14 protein-coding genes and 1 pseudogene are annotated in these 15,290 nt (G+C 66.4%); 1 reads left to right on the forward strand and 14 read right to left on the reverse strand.

Annotated features, from left to right (window positions below):
* From ACIPIA_RS01965 to psrA, 10 genes and pseudogenes are all read right to left on the reverse strand, one after another.
* Positions 1-197: pseudogene (locus tag ACIPIA_RS01965) on the reverse strand (Na/Pi cotransporter family protein); the annotation flags it as partial.
* A 16-nt stretch (positions 198-213) separates the two neighbouring features.
* The gene (locus ACIPIA_RS01970) at positions 214-1,887 is read right to left on the reverse strand and encodes a putative 2-aminoethylphosphonate ABC transporter permease subunit (RefSeq protein ID WP_400506145.1); all 1,674 of its coding nucleotides are present in this window, start codon (positions 1,885-1,887) and stop codon (positions 214-216) included.
* A gap of 38 nt (positions 1,888-1,925) precedes the next feature.
* Positions 1,926-3,032, reverse strand: coding sequence for a putative 2-aminoethylphosphonate ABC transporter ATP-binding protein (locus ACIPIA_RS01975; protein WP_465246948.1), 1,107 nt, complete (start codon positions 3,030-3,032; stop codon positions 1,926-1,928).
* A gap of 106 nt (positions 3,033-3,138) precedes the next feature.
* The gene (locus tag ACIPIA_RS01980; protein ID WP_400506149.1) at positions 3,139-4,158 is read right to left on the reverse strand and encodes a putative 2-aminoethylphosphonate ABC transporter substrate-binding protein; all 1,020 of its coding nucleotides are present in this window, start codon (positions 4,156-4,158) and stop codon (positions 3,139-3,141) included.
* A 102-nt stretch (positions 4,159-4,260) separates the two neighbouring features.
* On the reverse strand, positions 4,261-5,712 hold the full coding sequence (gene phnY / locus ACIPIA_RS01985; RefSeq protein ID WP_400506151.1) for a phosphonoacetaldehyde dehydrogenase: 1,452 nt from the start codon (positions 5,710-5,712) through the stop codon (positions 4,261-4,263).
* A 1-nt stretch (position 5,713) separates the two neighbouring features.
* Entirely contained in the window at positions 5,714-6,967 is a 1,254-nt protein-coding gene (gene phnA / locus ACIPIA_RS01990) for a phosphonoacetate hydrolase (RefSeq protein WP_400506153.1), read from the reverse strand.
* Between the two features lie 25 nt (positions 6,968-6,992).
* Positions 6,993-7,796, reverse strand: coding sequence for a phosphonate ABC transporter, permease protein PhnE (gene phnE, locus ACIPIA_RS01995; RefSeq protein WP_400506156.1), 804 nt, complete (start codon positions 7,794-7,796; stop codon positions 6,993-6,995).
* A gap of 18 nt (positions 7,797-7,814) precedes the next feature.
* The gene (gene phnC / locus ACIPIA_RS02000; RefSeq protein ID WP_400506158.1) at positions 7,815-8,627 is read right to left on the reverse strand and encodes a phosphonate ABC transporter ATP-binding protein; all 813 of its coding nucleotides are present in this window, start codon (positions 8,625-8,627) and stop codon (positions 7,815-7,817) included.
* Between the two features lie 28 nt (positions 8,628-8,655).
* Entirely contained in the window at positions 8,656-9,534 is an 879-nt protein-coding gene (phnD, locus tag ACIPIA_RS02005) for a phosphonate ABC transporter substrate-binding protein (RefSeq protein ID WP_400506161.1), read from the reverse strand.
* Between the two features lie 77 nt (positions 9,535-9,611).
* Positions 9,612-10,703: an iron-containing alcohol dehydrogenase PsrA gene (psrA, locus tag ACIPIA_RS02010; protein ID WP_400506163.1), complete on the reverse strand. Its 1,092-nt coding sequence runs from the start codon at positions 10,701-10,703 to the stop codon at positions 9,612-9,614.
* 112 nt (positions 10,704-10,815) lie between these two features.
* Between psrA and ACIPIA_RS02015 the strand changes: the two genes are divergently transcribed.
* The gene (locus ACIPIA_RS02015) at positions 10,816-11,700 is read left to right on the forward strand and encodes a LysR substrate-binding domain-containing protein (protein WP_400506165.1); all 885 of its coding nucleotides are present in this window, start codon (positions 10,816-10,818) and stop codon (positions 11,698-11,700) included.
* Positions 11,701-11,750: 50 nt separating this feature from the next.
* Here ACIPIA_RS02015 and ACIPIA_RS02020 read toward each other — a convergent pair whose 3' ends face one another.
* From ACIPIA_RS02020 to ACIPIA_RS02035, 4 genes are all read right to left on the reverse strand, one after another.
* Entirely contained in the window at positions 11,751-13,256 is a 1,506-nt protein-coding gene (locus ACIPIA_RS02020) for a tripartite tricarboxylate transporter permease (RefSeq protein WP_400506167.1), read from the reverse strand.
* A gap of 7 nt (positions 13,257-13,263) precedes the next feature.
* Positions 13,264-13,737 (reverse strand): tripartite tricarboxylate transporter TctB family protein, encoded by a 474-nt coding sequence (locus ACIPIA_RS02025; protein WP_400506169.1) that lies wholly within the window; start codon positions 13,735-13,737, stop codon positions 13,264-13,266.
* A gap of 74 nt (positions 13,738-13,811) precedes the next feature.
* A complete protein-coding gene (locus tag ACIPIA_RS02030; protein WP_400506171.1) occupies positions 13,812-14,780 on the reverse strand; it encodes a tripartite tricarboxylate transporter substrate binding protein in 969 nt (322 codons plus the stop codon).
* Positions 14,777-15,290, reverse strand: a 514-nt coding sequence (locus ACIPIA_RS02035; RefSeq protein ID WP_400506173.1) for a FadR/GntR family transcriptional regulator, incomplete at its 5' end; no start/stop codon positions are given. The genes ACIPIA_RS02035 and ACIPIA_RS02030, both read right to left, overlap by 4 nt.

Consider the following 15,290-nt stretch of genomic DNA (forward strand, 5'->3'; position numbering starts at 1 on the left):
GACTGGAGCCCTGCCGTCACGACGAGCCCTGCCCCGAAGGCGCGCCAGCGGCTGTCGAGGCCATTGGCGAGCACGGCGCGCAACCGGCTGCCGAATGCAGCCGTGATGCCGGCCGTCACCATCTGCACGCTCCACAGCAGCAGGGCGACCTCGCCGGCGAGCGCCAGCAGGATCTGGGTTGGCGTCTGTCCGGTCATGGCGCCCCGCCCGCAGCTAGCGCAGCCGCCAGCGCTGCAGGCGGCCGAAGACGAGCCGGTCCAGGCCGGCATGGGCGAGCTTCACCGCGATGGCGGTGATCATGATGATGCTGGCCATGCCGGCGGCCGAGGCCATCGCGCCCGCCTCGTCCATGTGGACGATCGCGATCGAGGCGAGCTTGGTGTCTGCCCCATAGAGGAAGATCACCGCCGAGACCGTCGTCAGCGCGTTGACGAAGACATAGACCGCGATGTCGAGGATCGCCGGCAGGCAGATCGGCGCGGTGACACGGCGGAAGGTCGACCAGAACGGCACCTTGAGCGAGGCGGAGACCGACTCGAACTCGCTGTCGAGCTGCTTCAGGCTGGTCAGGGCCGTGATGTGCCCGACGGTGTAGAAGTGCGCGACGGTGTTGATCACCAGGATCGTCAGCGTCCCGTACAGGAAGCCGAGCGGGTTCCAGCCGGCATTGAAGAAGAAGACATAGCCGAGGCCCAGCACCAGTCCGGGCACCGCCATCGGCAGCATCGCCAGGAACTGGGCGAAGCCGCGAAGCCGCGGAAACAGCTTCACCTTCTCGATCAGGTAGGCGCCGGTGAAGATCAGCGCCGTGCCGATGACCGCCGTCAGCGAAGCCAGCAGGAGCGAGTTGCCATAGGGAGCCCAGCCATCCGGCTCGACGGCGGCGAAGTCGTAGTTGCCCAGCGTCAGCGACAGGTTGTAGGGCCAGTACTTGACGAAGGAGCCCCAGAAGGCGATCGCATAGGGGCCGACGATGGCGAATGCGATCACGGCGACGAAACCCAGCAGGGCCAGGTCGCGGCGGCGTTCGGGATGCGGGACATAGGGCACGGCACGGGCCGAGAGCATGGCGCTCTGGCGACGCTGCACGACACGGTCGACGAAGAAGGCCAGCACCGCCGGCACGAGCAGGATGATTCCGACGACGGCGCCCATCGGGAAGTTCTGCTGGCCGACGACCTGCTTGTAGGCGTCGGTGGCCAGCACGCTGAACTGCCCGCCGATGACCTTGGGAATGCCGAAATCGGTGATGACCAGCGTGAATACCACGAAGGCGGCGCTGATCACGCCGTAGCGCGCGCCCGGCAGCGTGATCGTCCGGAAGATGCGCCAGCGTGTGGTGCCCATCGCCTCCGCCGCCTCGCGCAGCCGGCCGTCCGAGAGCGCCAGCGCGGTGACCAGGATCAGCATGGCATGAGGAAAGCTATAGAGCGCCTCGGCGGCGATGATGCCGACCGGCCCGTAGAGCGAGGCGCCCATCATCCAGGATTTCAGGATGCCCTGGTTGCCGAAGACGTAGATGAGGGCAAGGCCCGAGAGCAGCGAGGGCGCGAAGACCGGGATCATCGCCGCTGCATGGAACAGGCCCTTCGCGGGAATGCAGCTGCGGCGCAGGGCATAGGCGTAGAGGAAGGCCAGCGGCACCACGATGACCGTGGTCACGCTCGCGACGAAGAGGCTGTTCAGCAGCGACGCGAACAGGGTCGGGTTCGTCGCGTAGCTGACGAAATTCGCCAGGCCGACGAAGCGCCCCTGCGTATCCTCGAGGCTCTTCGAGAGCAGCGCCCAGAGCGGCAGGGCTATGATCAGGACAAGCACCGCGCACAGCGCCAGGATCAGCGCCCCGGCGACGTGGCGCTCGCTGATCCTCACCGGCGCTACCTTCATGGACGCATCTGTCATCGTCAGCGGTTGTGCGAGGTCGCTCATCGTGCCTCCCCCGCAAAGACATGCAAGGCCTCGGGGGGAAAAGCCACGGTGCGCACCTGTCCCGGCGTGATGCCGAGATCGCGCATCGCGTTGGTCGAGAAGTCGGCGGCGATCCGGGTGGAGCGCGAGCCGGTCGGCTCCAGATGCGCCCTGCAATAGGAGCCGAGGAAGGCCAGGTCTCCGATCCGCGCCTCGAAGGCGTTCGGCGTCTCCGCGCCGATGCCGCGGGTGCGGACCTCTTCCGGCCGCATCGCCAGCCGCACAGGCGTGCCGGCGGCGAAGGGCTTGGCGTCCGCCACCAGCAGGTCGAGCTGGTCGACACGGACCTTCCCGGGACCGGTCACGACCGCGTCCATGAAGGTCATATGCCCGACGAAATCGGCGACGAAGGGCGTGGCCGGGCGCCGGTAGATCTCCTCCGGCGAGCCGACCTGCTCGACCGCCCCGTCCCGCATCACGACGATGCGGTCGGCCATGGCGAGCGCTTCCTCCTGGTCGTGCGTCACCATGATCGTGGTCACGCCCAGCCTCTGCTGCAGCGAGCGCATCTCGTCGCGCAGCCGCAGGCGGACCTTGGCGTCCAGGGCGGAGAGCGGCTCGTCGAGAAGCAGCAGCTCCGGCGAGGTGGCGAGTGCGCGTGCCAGCGCCACGCGCTGCTGCTGCCCGCCCGAAAGCTGGATCGGATACTTCTTGCCCTGGTCGGGGAGACCGACGAGCGTCAGCAGCTCCTCGACGCGCCGGGCGATATCGCCGGCGGAACGGCGCCGGTTGACCAGCCCGTAGCCGACATTGTCGCTGACCGTCAGGTTGGGAAACAGCGCGTAGGACTGGAAGACGATGCCGAAATCGCGCTCCGAGGGGCTGGCGTGCGACACGTCGCGGCCGCCCATCTGGATCGTGCCGCGGTCCTGCTGGTCGAGGCCGGCGATGGCCCGCAGCAAGGTGGTCTTGCCGCAGCCGGACGGGCCGAGGAAGCAGACGAATTCGCCGCGCCGGATATCGAGATCGATGTCGTGCAGCGCCCGGAACGCACCGAAATTCTTGGCGAGGTCACGGATCGAGAGAAACGGGGTCGTAGTCGTGGTCATCGTGCCGACCTTCATCTGAACGGCAGAGATCGGGCTCGCGGGCAAATGCGAGGCCACTCTCCTGCGTCTTGCACAGACCATGCCGCCGGCCGCATGTGCCGGCCGGCGGCATGGCAAAGGCTCAGTTCTTCGGCGCCGCCTTGGACTCGTAGCGCTTCGACCATTCCGCGAGCACGCGCTCGCGGTTGTCGGCCATCCAGCCGAGATCGTTCTTGATCATCCCCGCCTCGGCATTGGCGGGATAGTTTGCCGGCTTGTTCTCGACGCCGGGCGCAGCCACGATGGCGTAGGTCTTGGAGTAGAGCTCGTTAGCCTCCTTGGTGGTCGACCAGTCCGCGATCTTCTTGGCTGCGGCGAGGTTCCTGGCTCCCTTGACGATGGCGCTGGCCTCCATCTCCCAGCCCACGCCCTCCTTCGGAATGATCACTTCCATCGGCGCGCCCTTGGTCTTCTCGGAGGCGCCGCGCATGTCGAGCGCCAGGCCGACGGTGCGCTCGCCGCGGGCGGCCTGGACGCAAGGGGCCGAGCCGGAATGCAGATAGGCGCCGATATTCTCGTGCAGCCCGTCCATGAACTTCCAGCCTTCCGTCTCGCCCATGCTCTGCAGCCAGCCGGCGACCATCAGGTAGCCGGTGCCCGACGAGGCCGGGTGCGGCATCACGATCTTGCCCTTGAGGGCGGGATTGAGCAGGTCCTTCCAGGAACTCGGCACCGGCACGCCCTTGGCCTCGGCGGTGTTGAAGCAGACGACGCCGAGATAGGCGTCCATGCCGGTCCAGGTATAGGGCTCCTTGCCGTCACGGAACGCCGGCTTCAGCGCATCGGCGCCGGCGGGCTTGTAGGTTTCGAGAAGGCCGGCCTTCTCGAACATGAGCAGGCTCGAGGCCGCCAGCCCCATCACCATGTCGGCGCGCGGATTGTCCTTCTCGGCCAGGAAGCGGGCGGTGATGACGCCGGTGGAGTCGCGGACCCAGACCACCTCGGCCTCCGGCACGGCCTTCTCGATCGAGGCCTTGAAGGGTGCGAGCTGGTCGTTCTCGAGAGCGGTGTAGATCGTGACCTTCGTCTTCTGGGCCTGGGCAACGCCGGGCAACGCCAGCGCCAGTGCCCCGAATACGCAGGAAGCAAGCCAGTTCTTCATGTTCTCATCCCCTCGTTCTGATTGGTTTGAGCGCTCTTTCGGCGTTTTCCCCTGACATAGTAAAACGCAGGCGGATCGCTCCGCCTGCGCTGGTCTTCCTGGTTATGCGGACCAGGGCTGGGACCATGTTTTGACGTTGGTGAAGGACTTCATGGCTTCGACGACGCCCTCCTTGTATCCGAGGCCGGAGTCCTTGATGCCGCCGAAGGGTGACATCTCGATGCGGTATCCCGGGACCTCCCAGACATTGACGGTACCGACTTCGAGCTCGGCGACGAAGCGCTGGATGTAGTCGAAGCGGTTGGTGCAGATGCCGGAGGAGAGGCCATAGGCGGTCGAGTTCGAGATGCGGATGACCTCGGCGATGTCGTCGGGCACGCGCACGATCGGGATCACCGGGCCGAAGGTCTCCTCGTGCACCAGTTCGCAGTCATGGGGGATGTGGTCGACGACGGTCGGATGGAACAGCGCCCCTTCCGCCCGCTTGCCGTGGAGCACCTGTGCGCCCTTGCTCGCGGCGTCGTCGACGCGCGCCTGGAAGAGCGCGGCCGAGCGGGCGTTGATGACGGTGCCGACATCGGTGTCGGGATCCATCGGGTCGCCGCATTTCAGCTTCCTGGCCTTCTCGACGACCAGCTTCGAGAAGGCGTCGGCGACGCTCTCGACCACCAGGATGCGCTTCACCGCGGTGCAGCGCTGGCCCGAGTTCTTGGTCGCGCCGGTGACGGCGAGCTCGGCCGCCTTGTCGAGATCGGCATCCTCCATGACGATCAGCGGGTCGTTGCCGCCGAGCTCGAGCACGATGCGCTTGTAGCCGGCCTTGTCGGCGATGTGCTTGCCGACGCGCACCGAGCCGGTGAAGGTCACCAGATCGGCATCGGGATCGGTGATCATCGCATCGCCCATGGTCGAGGGGTTGCCGGTGACGACCGAGAGCATCTCCGGCGGCAGGCCGGCCTCGTAGAGCACGTCGGCGAGCGCCAGCGCCGTCAGCGGCGTCAGCTCGGTCGGCTTGAGCACGAGGCGGTTGTTGGTCGCGATCGCCGGGGCGAGCTTGTGGCTGACCATGTTGAGCGGGTGGTTGAACGGGGTGATCGCCGAGATCACGCCGAGCAGCGGCTGGCGGGTGGTGAAGATCTTGCGCGCCTTGCCGTTCGGCGAGATGTCGCAGGAGAACATCTCGCCATCGTCCTTGATGGTGAGCTGCGCCGCGAAGGACCAGACGTCGTAGGCGCGGCTGGCCTCGTAGAGCGAGTCCTTCCAGCACAGCCCGGCCTCGGCCGTGATCAGCCGGGCGAACGCCTCCTTGCGGTCGCGCAGCAGCTCGGCGGTCTTCTGCAGGATCTGCTGGCGCTCGTAGCGGGTCAGCTTCGGCCTGAACGCCTTCGCCTTGGCGAAGGCCTCGCGGACATGCTCGGGCCGGGCGGCCGGGATCAGCCCGACGACGCTGTCGTCATAGGGGTTGCGGACCTCGACCATGTCGTCGGTCGAGACCAGCTTGCCGGCGATCCGCATCGCCTCGCGCCGCACCGGCGGCTTCACCGTCGCGTTCATCTCAGTTCACCAGGTTCAGGGCGACGTCGAAGACGTCGAAATTGCGGAGAATGCGGCCTTCCGGCACCGTGATCGGCCGGTTGGCGATCATCGGCACGCGCTGCTCGGTGATGCCGCCATGCGAGCGCAGCGGCTCGGTCAGGCCGGAGAGATCGTGCTTGTCGGGCGAGGTGCCGATCACCTTCTGCCGGGTCGAGACGACCACGACGTCGCCGATCCGGTCGGCCGGCAGCTCGAAGCGCTCGCAGGCTTCCGCCGAGGTCACCGCCAGCGCGATGCCCTCGATGCCGGAGATCCGGGCCGCCACTTCGGCCTGATCGGCGCCATCGGGCAGGTAGACCGTGGCGAAGGAGCCGAGCGCGCCGTGATGGACCACATAGGGGTCGGTGATCGGCAGGATCACGCGCATCGTGCCCCGGCCGTACCATTCGTCCATCAGGGTCTGGAGATAGACGACGTCGGGCTCGCCATCGGGCAGATGCTTGTCGTTCATGCCGTGGTCGGCGGTGATCACCAGGGTGCAGCCGGGCGCGTCGAGCCTGCCGACATAACCGTCGAACATGGCGTAGAAGCTGTCGGCCATCTCCGAGCCCGGCGCGGCCTTGTGCTGCACGTAGTCGGTGGTCGAGAGATACATCAGGTCCGGCTTGAAGCTCTCCAGCAGCTTGACGCCGGCGGCGAAGACGAACTCGGAAAGATCGGCCGAATAGACCGACGGCACCGGCATGCCGACGAAGTCGAGCACGTCGGCGATGCCGTTCTCCGCCTTATTGGCCCTGTCGGCCTTCTCCGAGGAGAAGGCGATCGCGCTGCCGGAGGCGAAGTCCAGCCCCTTGCCGAGCAGGGTGCGCAGCTTGTCCTTGGCGGTGACCATCGCGACCTTGAAGCCGGCCTTCTGGAACGCGGCCAGGATGGTCGGCGCCCGCAGGAAGCGGGCATCGTTCATCATCACCTCTTCCCTGGCCTCGCGGTCGTAGAAGAAGTTGCCGGCGATGCCGTGCACCGCCGGCGGCCGGCCGGTGATGATCGACAGGTTGTTCGGGTTGGTGAAGCTCGGGATCACCGAATAGGCGTGGGTGCTGGCGCCCGTCCGCATGATCCGGTCCAGGTTCGGCGTCAGCCCCTTGGCGCTCGCCGCCTCGATATAGGCCGGCTCCGAGCCGTCCATGCAGATCACCACCGTCGGACACCCCGGCCGGGCATAATTGCGTCCGTTCGCAACCACATCAGACCCAACCTGCGAATGCATGTTCATGACGTTTCCCCTTTGCGGGCGCCGATCAGCGGATCAGCGCCCTGACGCGTGACGAGACAAGGTCGGCCACCAGCACCATCGCGAGGATGACGAGGATGCAGGTCGCCGTGTCCTGGTACTTGAAGAGCTTCATCGAGGAGACGAGCTCGAAGCCGATGCCGCCTGCGCCGACCATGCCGAGCACCGTCGACTGCCGGACATTGGTCTCCAGCCGGTAGAAGATCGTCCCGAGCCAGGCCGGCAGGACCTGCGGAAGCACGCCGAAGAAGAAGGTCTTGAACGGGCCGACGCCGGCCGAGCGGAAGGCCTCCAGCGGCCCCTCGTCGATGTCCTCCATCGCCTCCGCGAAGAACTTGCCGAGCATGCCGGCGCCGTGGATGGCGAGTGCCAGCACGCCGGCGAAGGGGCCGAGCCCGATGGCGGCGACGAAGATCAGTGCCAGGATGATCTCGTTGATGCCGCGCATGCAGTTGAGCAGCTGCCGCGTCGCATGGAAGACGACGGGGCTCGGGCTCAGGTTTCGCGCCGCGAAGAAGCAGACCGGCAGGGCGATGACGACGCCGAGCAGCGTGCCCCAGACCGCGACCTGCAGGCTTTCCAGGGCCGGCTTCCAGAGACGTTCGAGGAACTCCGGATTGGGCGGCATCATCCGGACCAGGAAGTCCCACATATAGGGGATGCCGTTCCAGAGATTGGCCGCGTTGATCTGCGAGCCCAGCGCCGCCCACCAGAGGAAGATTGCGAGCGCCAGCGAGATTCCCGCGACGCCCCACCAGCCGAAGCGGCCCTGCGGCGGCCGCAGGACGAGCTGCAAATGACCGAATGACATGATCGGGTCCTGTCTCGTTCAAGCCGTCGCGACGGCGATCATCGGAGTGGCGGCGGCAGGCTGGCCGGCGGGGCGAGGCTTGAGGACGCGCGCGATACCTGGGTCTTCGAGGCCCGGGTAGATCTTGTGGACGATCTCCGCCGTCAGATGGTCCGGCGTATCGTCGAAGATCACCTTGCCGCCGCTCAGGCCGACGATGCGCTCGCCGAACTCGACGGCATAATCGACCTGGTGAAGGTTGCAGATCACCGCGATTCCCTCCTCCTTGCAGATCGCCTTGAGATAGCCGAGCACCACGCGCGAGGTCTTCGGGTCGAGGCTCGCGACCGGCTCGTCGCAGAGGATGACCGCCGGCTGCTGCGCCAGCGCGCGGGCGATGCCGACACGCTGCTGCTCTCCGCCCGAGAGCTGGTCGCCGCGCGAGTTCGCCTTGTGCGGCAGCTCCACCCGCACCAGCGCCTCCATCGCGATCTCGACATCGCGTCTTGGGAAGAGCTGCAGCATGCTGAGGAAGGAGGACAGGCCAGCCATGCGGCCGACCAGTACGTTCTTCAGCACCGACAGCCGCTTCACCAGATTGTGGTGCTGGAAGATCATCGCCACCGGCCGGGGCCCGCGCGTGTTGCGCCTGGCATCGAACACGGTGCCGTCGATCATGGTGCGCCCGGCATCAGGTTGCGCCAAGCCGTTGATGCAGCGCAGCAGCGTCGATTTGCCCGCTCCGCTTGGTCCCAGCACCACCAGGAATTCGCCGGCCTTGACGGTGAGGTCGATGCCCTGGAGCACCGGGCGCCCGGCATAGGACTTCTTCAGGCCCTCGATCTTGATCATCTCGATGTCTCCGTCGAAGCGCCGGGGCCTACTTCATCTTGCCGAGGTCGAGTTTCAGCGTTTTCGCCGTCTCGCGGATGATGTCGTAGGCCTGGTCGCCGGTCTCGACGAAGCGGTTGAGCTTGCCCTGATCCGCCCAGGTGATGTCCTTGATGTTGAGGAAGGCGGTCTTGATCTGCTTCTTCAGTTCGTCGGGCAGGTTCTTGCGCCAGCAGGTCGGCGATTCCGGAATCGGATCGGAGCGCCAGACGACTTCGATCTCGGCCGGATCGACCAGCTTCTTCTGCACTGCTGCATCGAAGATGCGGTCCGCGATCGTCGCCGCGTCGACGCGCTTGTTGGCGACGGCGAGCGCGTTGGCATCATGCGAGCCGGTGAACAGCACGCGCCCGAAATCCTTCTCCGGGTCGAAGCCGAGCTTCATCAGCCCCGCCTTCGGAAAGAGATGGCCGGAGGTCGAGGAAGGGTCGACGAAGGCGAAGGTCCGCCCCTTCAAGTCCTTGACCGCTTTGATGCCGCTGTCTTTCCGGGCGATGATCTGGCTGTGGTAGAAGGTGCGCCCGGATTTCGCTGTCTCCGCCGTGGCAAAGGCCTCGATCGGCGCCACCGTCGTGCCCAACACATAGGAGAACGGGCCGAGATAGGCGACGTCGATATGGTTGGAGCGCATCGCCTCGATCACGCCGTTATAGTCGGCCGCGACGAAGCCCTGGACCTTGATGCCGAGGTTCTTCTCCAGGGCATCGAGCAATTGCTGGCTGGATTCGAGCATGGCGCGCGAATCTTCCGACGGGATGAGGCCGACCTTGATGAGCTTCGTCTGGGCCTGGCCGATCCGCGGCATGGCCAGGGCGGCGCCTGCCCCGGCGAGTACCCCGGTCATGATCTTCCGACGCGATAGGTTCATGTCATCCTCCCAGATGATCCGGTGGTCTTTGACCTTGCCGGTGAACGAGGGGCGGGATTGCCCGGTTTCGCGAGATGTCAGGCTGCTTTGGCGGGCAGCCTCCCGATGAAGTTGCGGCCGCGCTCGCCCTGCATGGCCTTGTCGACCAGGCGATCCCACTCGGACGGCGTGATGTCGTAGGCGGCCGGATCGGTCCTGACGCCCAGGTTTTTCAGGAAGGCTTCGAGCCGCTCCGCACCGGCGTCGAGATCGGCGCCGAACACGCGCCGCAGCGCCGCGTCGCATTGCGGCTGCACGCCGGTGGCCCAGCGCATCACGATCGGTAGCGAGAACGAGCACGCGATGCCGTGGATCGTGCCGCTCTTCAGCGTGATGTCGTAGGAGATGTTGTGCGCCAGCGCGGTCTTGGTGTTGGAGAAGGCCAGGCCCGCGAGGAGGCTCGCCCGCATCTGCCGGGCACGCAGGTCGACGTCGCCGAGGCCGTCCAGCAGCGTTGGCAGGGTGTCGATGATCTCCCTGGCGGCCTCGACCGCGTAGTTGGCCGAAACCGGATTGCCATTGACGTTCCAGATGCTCTCGAGCGCATGCGAGAGCGCGTCGAGCCCGGTCGCCAGCGTCAGTCCGCGCGGGGCGGCGACCGTCAGGGCCGGGTCGAGAACCGCCGTTTCCGGATAGAGTCGTGGATGGGCGAGCGAATACTTGCTGCCATTGGCGGAGTCCCAGACGGTGGCCCAGGACGTGACCTCGCTGCCGGTGCCGGCCGTGGTCGGCACGGCGATGATCGGGATGATCGCGTCGGCGTCGAGCGGCCGCTTGTCGACCAGGTGGCGCCGCACTGTTTCGAAGTCGCCGCCGCTTGCGGCCAGCACCTTCGCGGCGTCGATCATCGAGCCGCCGCCCAGCGCGACGATGACCTCCGGCGCGTCCGCGGCGGCGCTGAACTGCCGGCAGGATTCCACGAGATCGGAGCAATCCGGATTGGTTTCGATGTTGCTGATCGTGACCACGGGCGCGCCGGCCGCTTTCGCAAGGCGGGCGGACAGGTCCCGAAAGATCGGCTGATCGTAGGTCACCAGCGCCCAGCGCCGGCCGCCGATCAGTTGCCCGAGCTCGTCGAACAATCCCGTTCCGAAACGGACCCTGACGGGATTCCAGTACGCCCAGTTCATGCGTTCCATCCTCGCTGTCGCGCGCCTTTGGTGGCGTCGTTGAAGGGGATGGTCACAGAGGAGAAAGGCTCAAACAAATTGATTTTTTGTGCGAAACAGATAGCTTTTTCCTATGCGTTACACCCAGCTTCGTTCGTTCCACAATGTCGCGAATGCGGGCGGCTTCAACGCCGCCGCAGAGGCCTACAACATCAGCCAGCCGACGCTCACCGCCCAGATCGGTGCTCTCGAGCACGAGTTCGGGGTCGAGCTCTTCGTCAAGCGCGGCAGGCGGCGCGAACTCAGCGATACCGGGCGGCAGCTTCTCACCATCACGACAAGGCTCTTTGCGGAAGAAGCCGAAGCGCTCGCCTTCCTGTCCGAGACGCGTGAGCTTCGGACGGGCCGGCTTTCGATCGGCGCCGTCGGGCCGTTCCATGTCACGGAGATGCTCGCTGCCTTCAACCAAGCCTATCCGGGCATCGAACTGGCGGTGAAGATCGGGAACTCCACCGAGGTGCTCGACGACCTCGCCAGCTACAAGTGCGACGTTGCGGTGCTCGCCTATCTCGACGAGGACGACAGGCTTCTGACCGTTCCCTACCGGCGCCATCCGGTCGTGGTGTTCGCGCGGCGCGATCATCGCCTGGCCGGGCGCAGCAGCATCCGGCTGCCGGAGCTGGAGGGCGAGCCGATGATCGTGCGCGAGCAAGGCTCGACCACGCGGCGCGCTTTCGAGGCGGCATTGGCCGAGACCGGCACCAAACCGCGGCTGGTCATGGAGATCGGCAGCCGCGAAGCTGTCCGCGAAGCGGTGATCCGCGGTCTTGGCATCAGCTACGTCTCGGAGGCGGAGTTCGTTCCGGATGAGGCCCTGACTTTGATCCCGATCGAGGGAGCGGAGGTCTACACCTATGCGCATGTGGTCGTGCTGAAGCAGCGCGTGACCGGCCGCGTCATCAAGGCCTTTCTGGATGTCGTGCGTCGTGCGCGCGACGCTTTCGACACCGGAAGATGAAAATCGGAGAGCTTGCTCGGGCATGAACCGCCAGAGCAAGCGAGCGTCGCTCAGCCTTCGGCGGGGAGTGCCCTCGTCCTGGTGCCTCTGATCGAAGCGACGATCGTCCAGCCGACGATTGTGACCGTGATGACGGCCAGCACTGCCGCGATCGGCCGGTCGACGAGGCCGATGAGCCTGCCGTCGGACTTGATCATCGAGTTGATGAAATACTCTTCCAGCAGCGGGCCGAGCACCACGCCGAGGATGACGGGAGCGACCGGGAAGTCGTTCTCCTCCAGCACGAACGCGAGGACGCCGAAGGCCAGCATGAGCCCGACATCGAAGAGCGAGTTGTTGATCGCGTAGGAGCCGACGATGGCGAAGAGCAGGATGATCGGCATCAGCATCTTGCGCGGGACGGTGAGCACCCGGGTCGCGACCTTGATGATGGCCCAGCCGAGCGGAAGCATCACAAGATTGGCGATCACGAAGACCAGGAAGAGCGCATAGACGTTCTCCGGGTTGTTGACGAAGATCGTCGGCCCCGGTGCCATGTTCTTCATCATCAGCACGCCGATCGCGATGGCCGTGATCGAGTCGCCGGGGATGCCGAAGACCAGGGCCGGAATCCAGGCGCCGGCGAGCGAGCTGTTGTTGGAGGCACCGGCCTCGATCAACCCCTCCGGATGGCCGGTGCCGAACTTCTCCGGCTCCTTGGAGAGGCGTTTGCTCATGGCATAGGACATCCACGCGGCCATGTCGGCGCCGCTGCCAGGCTGGATTCCGATGATCGTTCCGAGCGCGCTGCCGCGCAGGAGCTGCCACGGGTACTGCTTGGTCAGCTGCCACATATTGGCGAAGATCGGCCCGATCTTGCGGATGACGACCTGGGGGGCGCCACCGCCGCTGATCATGTGCCGCATCACCTCGGAGCAGGCGAACATGCCCACCATCATCGGGATCAGCGAGACGCCGCCGAGCATTTCGGTCGAGTCGAAGGTGAAACGCGGCTGACCGGCCGGATTGTTCATGCCGACCATGGCGATGAGCAGGCCGATCAGCAGGGCGATGCAGGCCTTGAGCGGCGTCGACGAGCCGATGAAGACCGCGCCGCCGAGGCCGAGCATCACGATCCAGAAGAACTCGACCGAACCGAAGCCGAGGGCGAAATCGGCAATGGCCGGTGACGCCACCATCATCACCGCCGTGCCGAACAGCCCGCCGATCACGGAGAACCAGAGGCCGATGCCAAGGGCGAGCTCGGGCTTGCCCTTCAGGGTCATCTGGTAGGAGTCGTCGACATAGGCGGCCGAGGCCGGCGTGCCGGGGATGCGCAGCAGGCAGCCCGGGATATCGCCGGAGAAGATTGCCATCGTGCTCGTTGTCACGATGGCGGCGATCGCCGGGACCGGCGGCATGAAGAAGGTGAGCGGCACCAGCAGCGCCGTCGCCATGGTGGCGGAAAGGCCGGGAATGCAGCCGACGACGAGGCCGTAGATCGCCGAGGCGGCTATGACGAAGAGGACATAGGGATCGAGGACCATCCCCAGCGCGGTCAAATAGGCGTCGAGCATCGCGGCCTCACCAGCGGAAGGGTTCGAGTGGCCCCCACGGCAATTGCACGCCGAGGCCGAGATAGAAGAGCGAGTGGATTACCAGCGCGGCGGCGCAGGCGAGGGCGAGGGCCTGCAGCGGGCCCACGCCGCCGGCGAGGAAGAGCACGGCCAGGATCAGCGCGGCGCACGGCAGGAAGCCGAGCGTGTCGGCGCAGAGGACGTAGAAGATCACTGCGGCCGGCACGAGCAGCAGGCGCAGAACGGCGCCGCCGTTGCGCGCCCAGTCGGCGCGCGCAACCAGCGGGCCGCGCGGGATCGTCCGCGCGCCATTGACGGCGAGGATTGCAGCGCAGAGCGCGAGCAGGCCCGAGAGGATCAGCGGGAAGGCCGAGGGGCCGAGGGGCTGCTCGGCGGGGTTCGGGAGGCTGCGCGCCGCAAAGGCCACCGCAGCCGCCACCATCAGGACCAGCAGCCCTGCAAAGAGATCGTTGAATTTCATGGTTCGCCTGCCAGGGTGCGAAGCGACACGCGCGGCGACCGGGCCACCGCGCGTGCGTTGACGAAACGGTTCGGCTACTGGCGCAGGCGCAGGCCGAGAGCGCCCATGATCTCGCCGTTCTGCTTGTGCTGCTTCGCGAGGAATTCGCCGAAGGCGGAGCCCTTCTCGTAGGCGTAGCCGAAGCCGCGCTCGGCGAGAAAGCTCTTGTAGGCTTCGGAGTTCGCGACTTTCTCGGTCACCTCGACGAGGCGCGCCGCGACGTCGGCGGGAATGCCCGCAGGCGCAGCCAGGCCGCGCCATGTGCCGCCCTCATACTCCTTGCCGATCGCCTCCTTGACTGTCGGAACGGCAGGGAACGCGGAGATCTTGTCCTTGGACATCACCGCCAGCGCCTTGACGCGGCCGGCGTCGAACATGGGCTTGCCCTCGGGCAGGGAGGAGGGGACGATCTGCACGCCGCCGGAGGCGAGTTCCTGGAAGCCGGGCGCCGCGCCCTGGCTCGGAACCACGGTGACGCTCTTCGGGTTGATGCCCTCGAGCTGGAGGAGACCGGCAAACGCGAGGTGATAGGCGGCGCCGGCTGCCATGCCCGAGAGCTTGTAGTGCCCGGCGGGCTGCTTGCGGATGTCGTCCAGCGCGGCGCGCAGGTTGGTCCATGGACCGTTGGCGGCGACATTGAACGCGGCGGAGTCGAAATTGACCAGCGCGATCGGAGTCAGCTTCTCGTAGGTGAAGGGTGCGGTATTGGACCAGTAATAGGTCGTCACCTCGGCCGTCGCGAGGCCGATCGTGTAGCCGTCGGGCTTGGCGTTGACGATTTCGGTATGGCCGACCACGCCGCCGCCGCCGGTGCGGTTGACGACGTTGACCGGCTTGCCGAGTTCCTTCTCCAGCCCGGCCGCGAGGATGCGCGCGACAGCGTCGGTGCCGCCGCCGGCCGCCCAGGGCACGACCAGTGTGACGGGGCGCTCCGGCCAGGCTGCGGAAGCGGAAAAGGCGATCGTCGCGAAGCTTGCGGCGAGCATCAGCGTCTTCAGTTTCATGGCGTTTCTCCCGGTTTGGCGATTTTCTTTTCGGTCTTGAGCACAGCGGTGCCTGTGCCGGACAGAAGGTGGCCCTGCGTGTAGCCGAGCACCTGTTCCATGGCCTGTCGCGCGGATGCGGCATCGCCTGCCGCGATCGCATGGGCGACGGCGGCATGGTTCGGAAGGTTGCCGGCGAAGACGCCGACCGCCATGTCGAACACCGCGCTCAGGATCGCGTCGATCGCGCCGCGGAAACTGCGCAGCACCGGATTGTGCGTGGCGTCCAGGATCGCGAGATGGAACTGCTTGTCGGCGGCGATCGCGGCTTGCGGATCGTCCTGGCCGGCTTCCATGGCGGCCAGCGCCGCAGAGATGCGGGCATGGTCGTCCGCGGTCGCGCGATGCGCCGCGAGTGCCGCCGCGGCCGGCTCGATGATGGCGCGAGTCTCTTCCAGGGCGATCAGCAGGCCGCGGTCCAACCCTTCCCCGGTCCGCATCCAGCCCAGCACGTCGCGGTCGAGCAGCGTC

This window comes from Allobosea sp. CER48, assembly GCF_044752385.1.
Classification (GTDB): Bacteria; Pseudomonadota; Alphaproteobacteria; order Rhizobiales; family Beijerinckiaceae; genus Allobosea.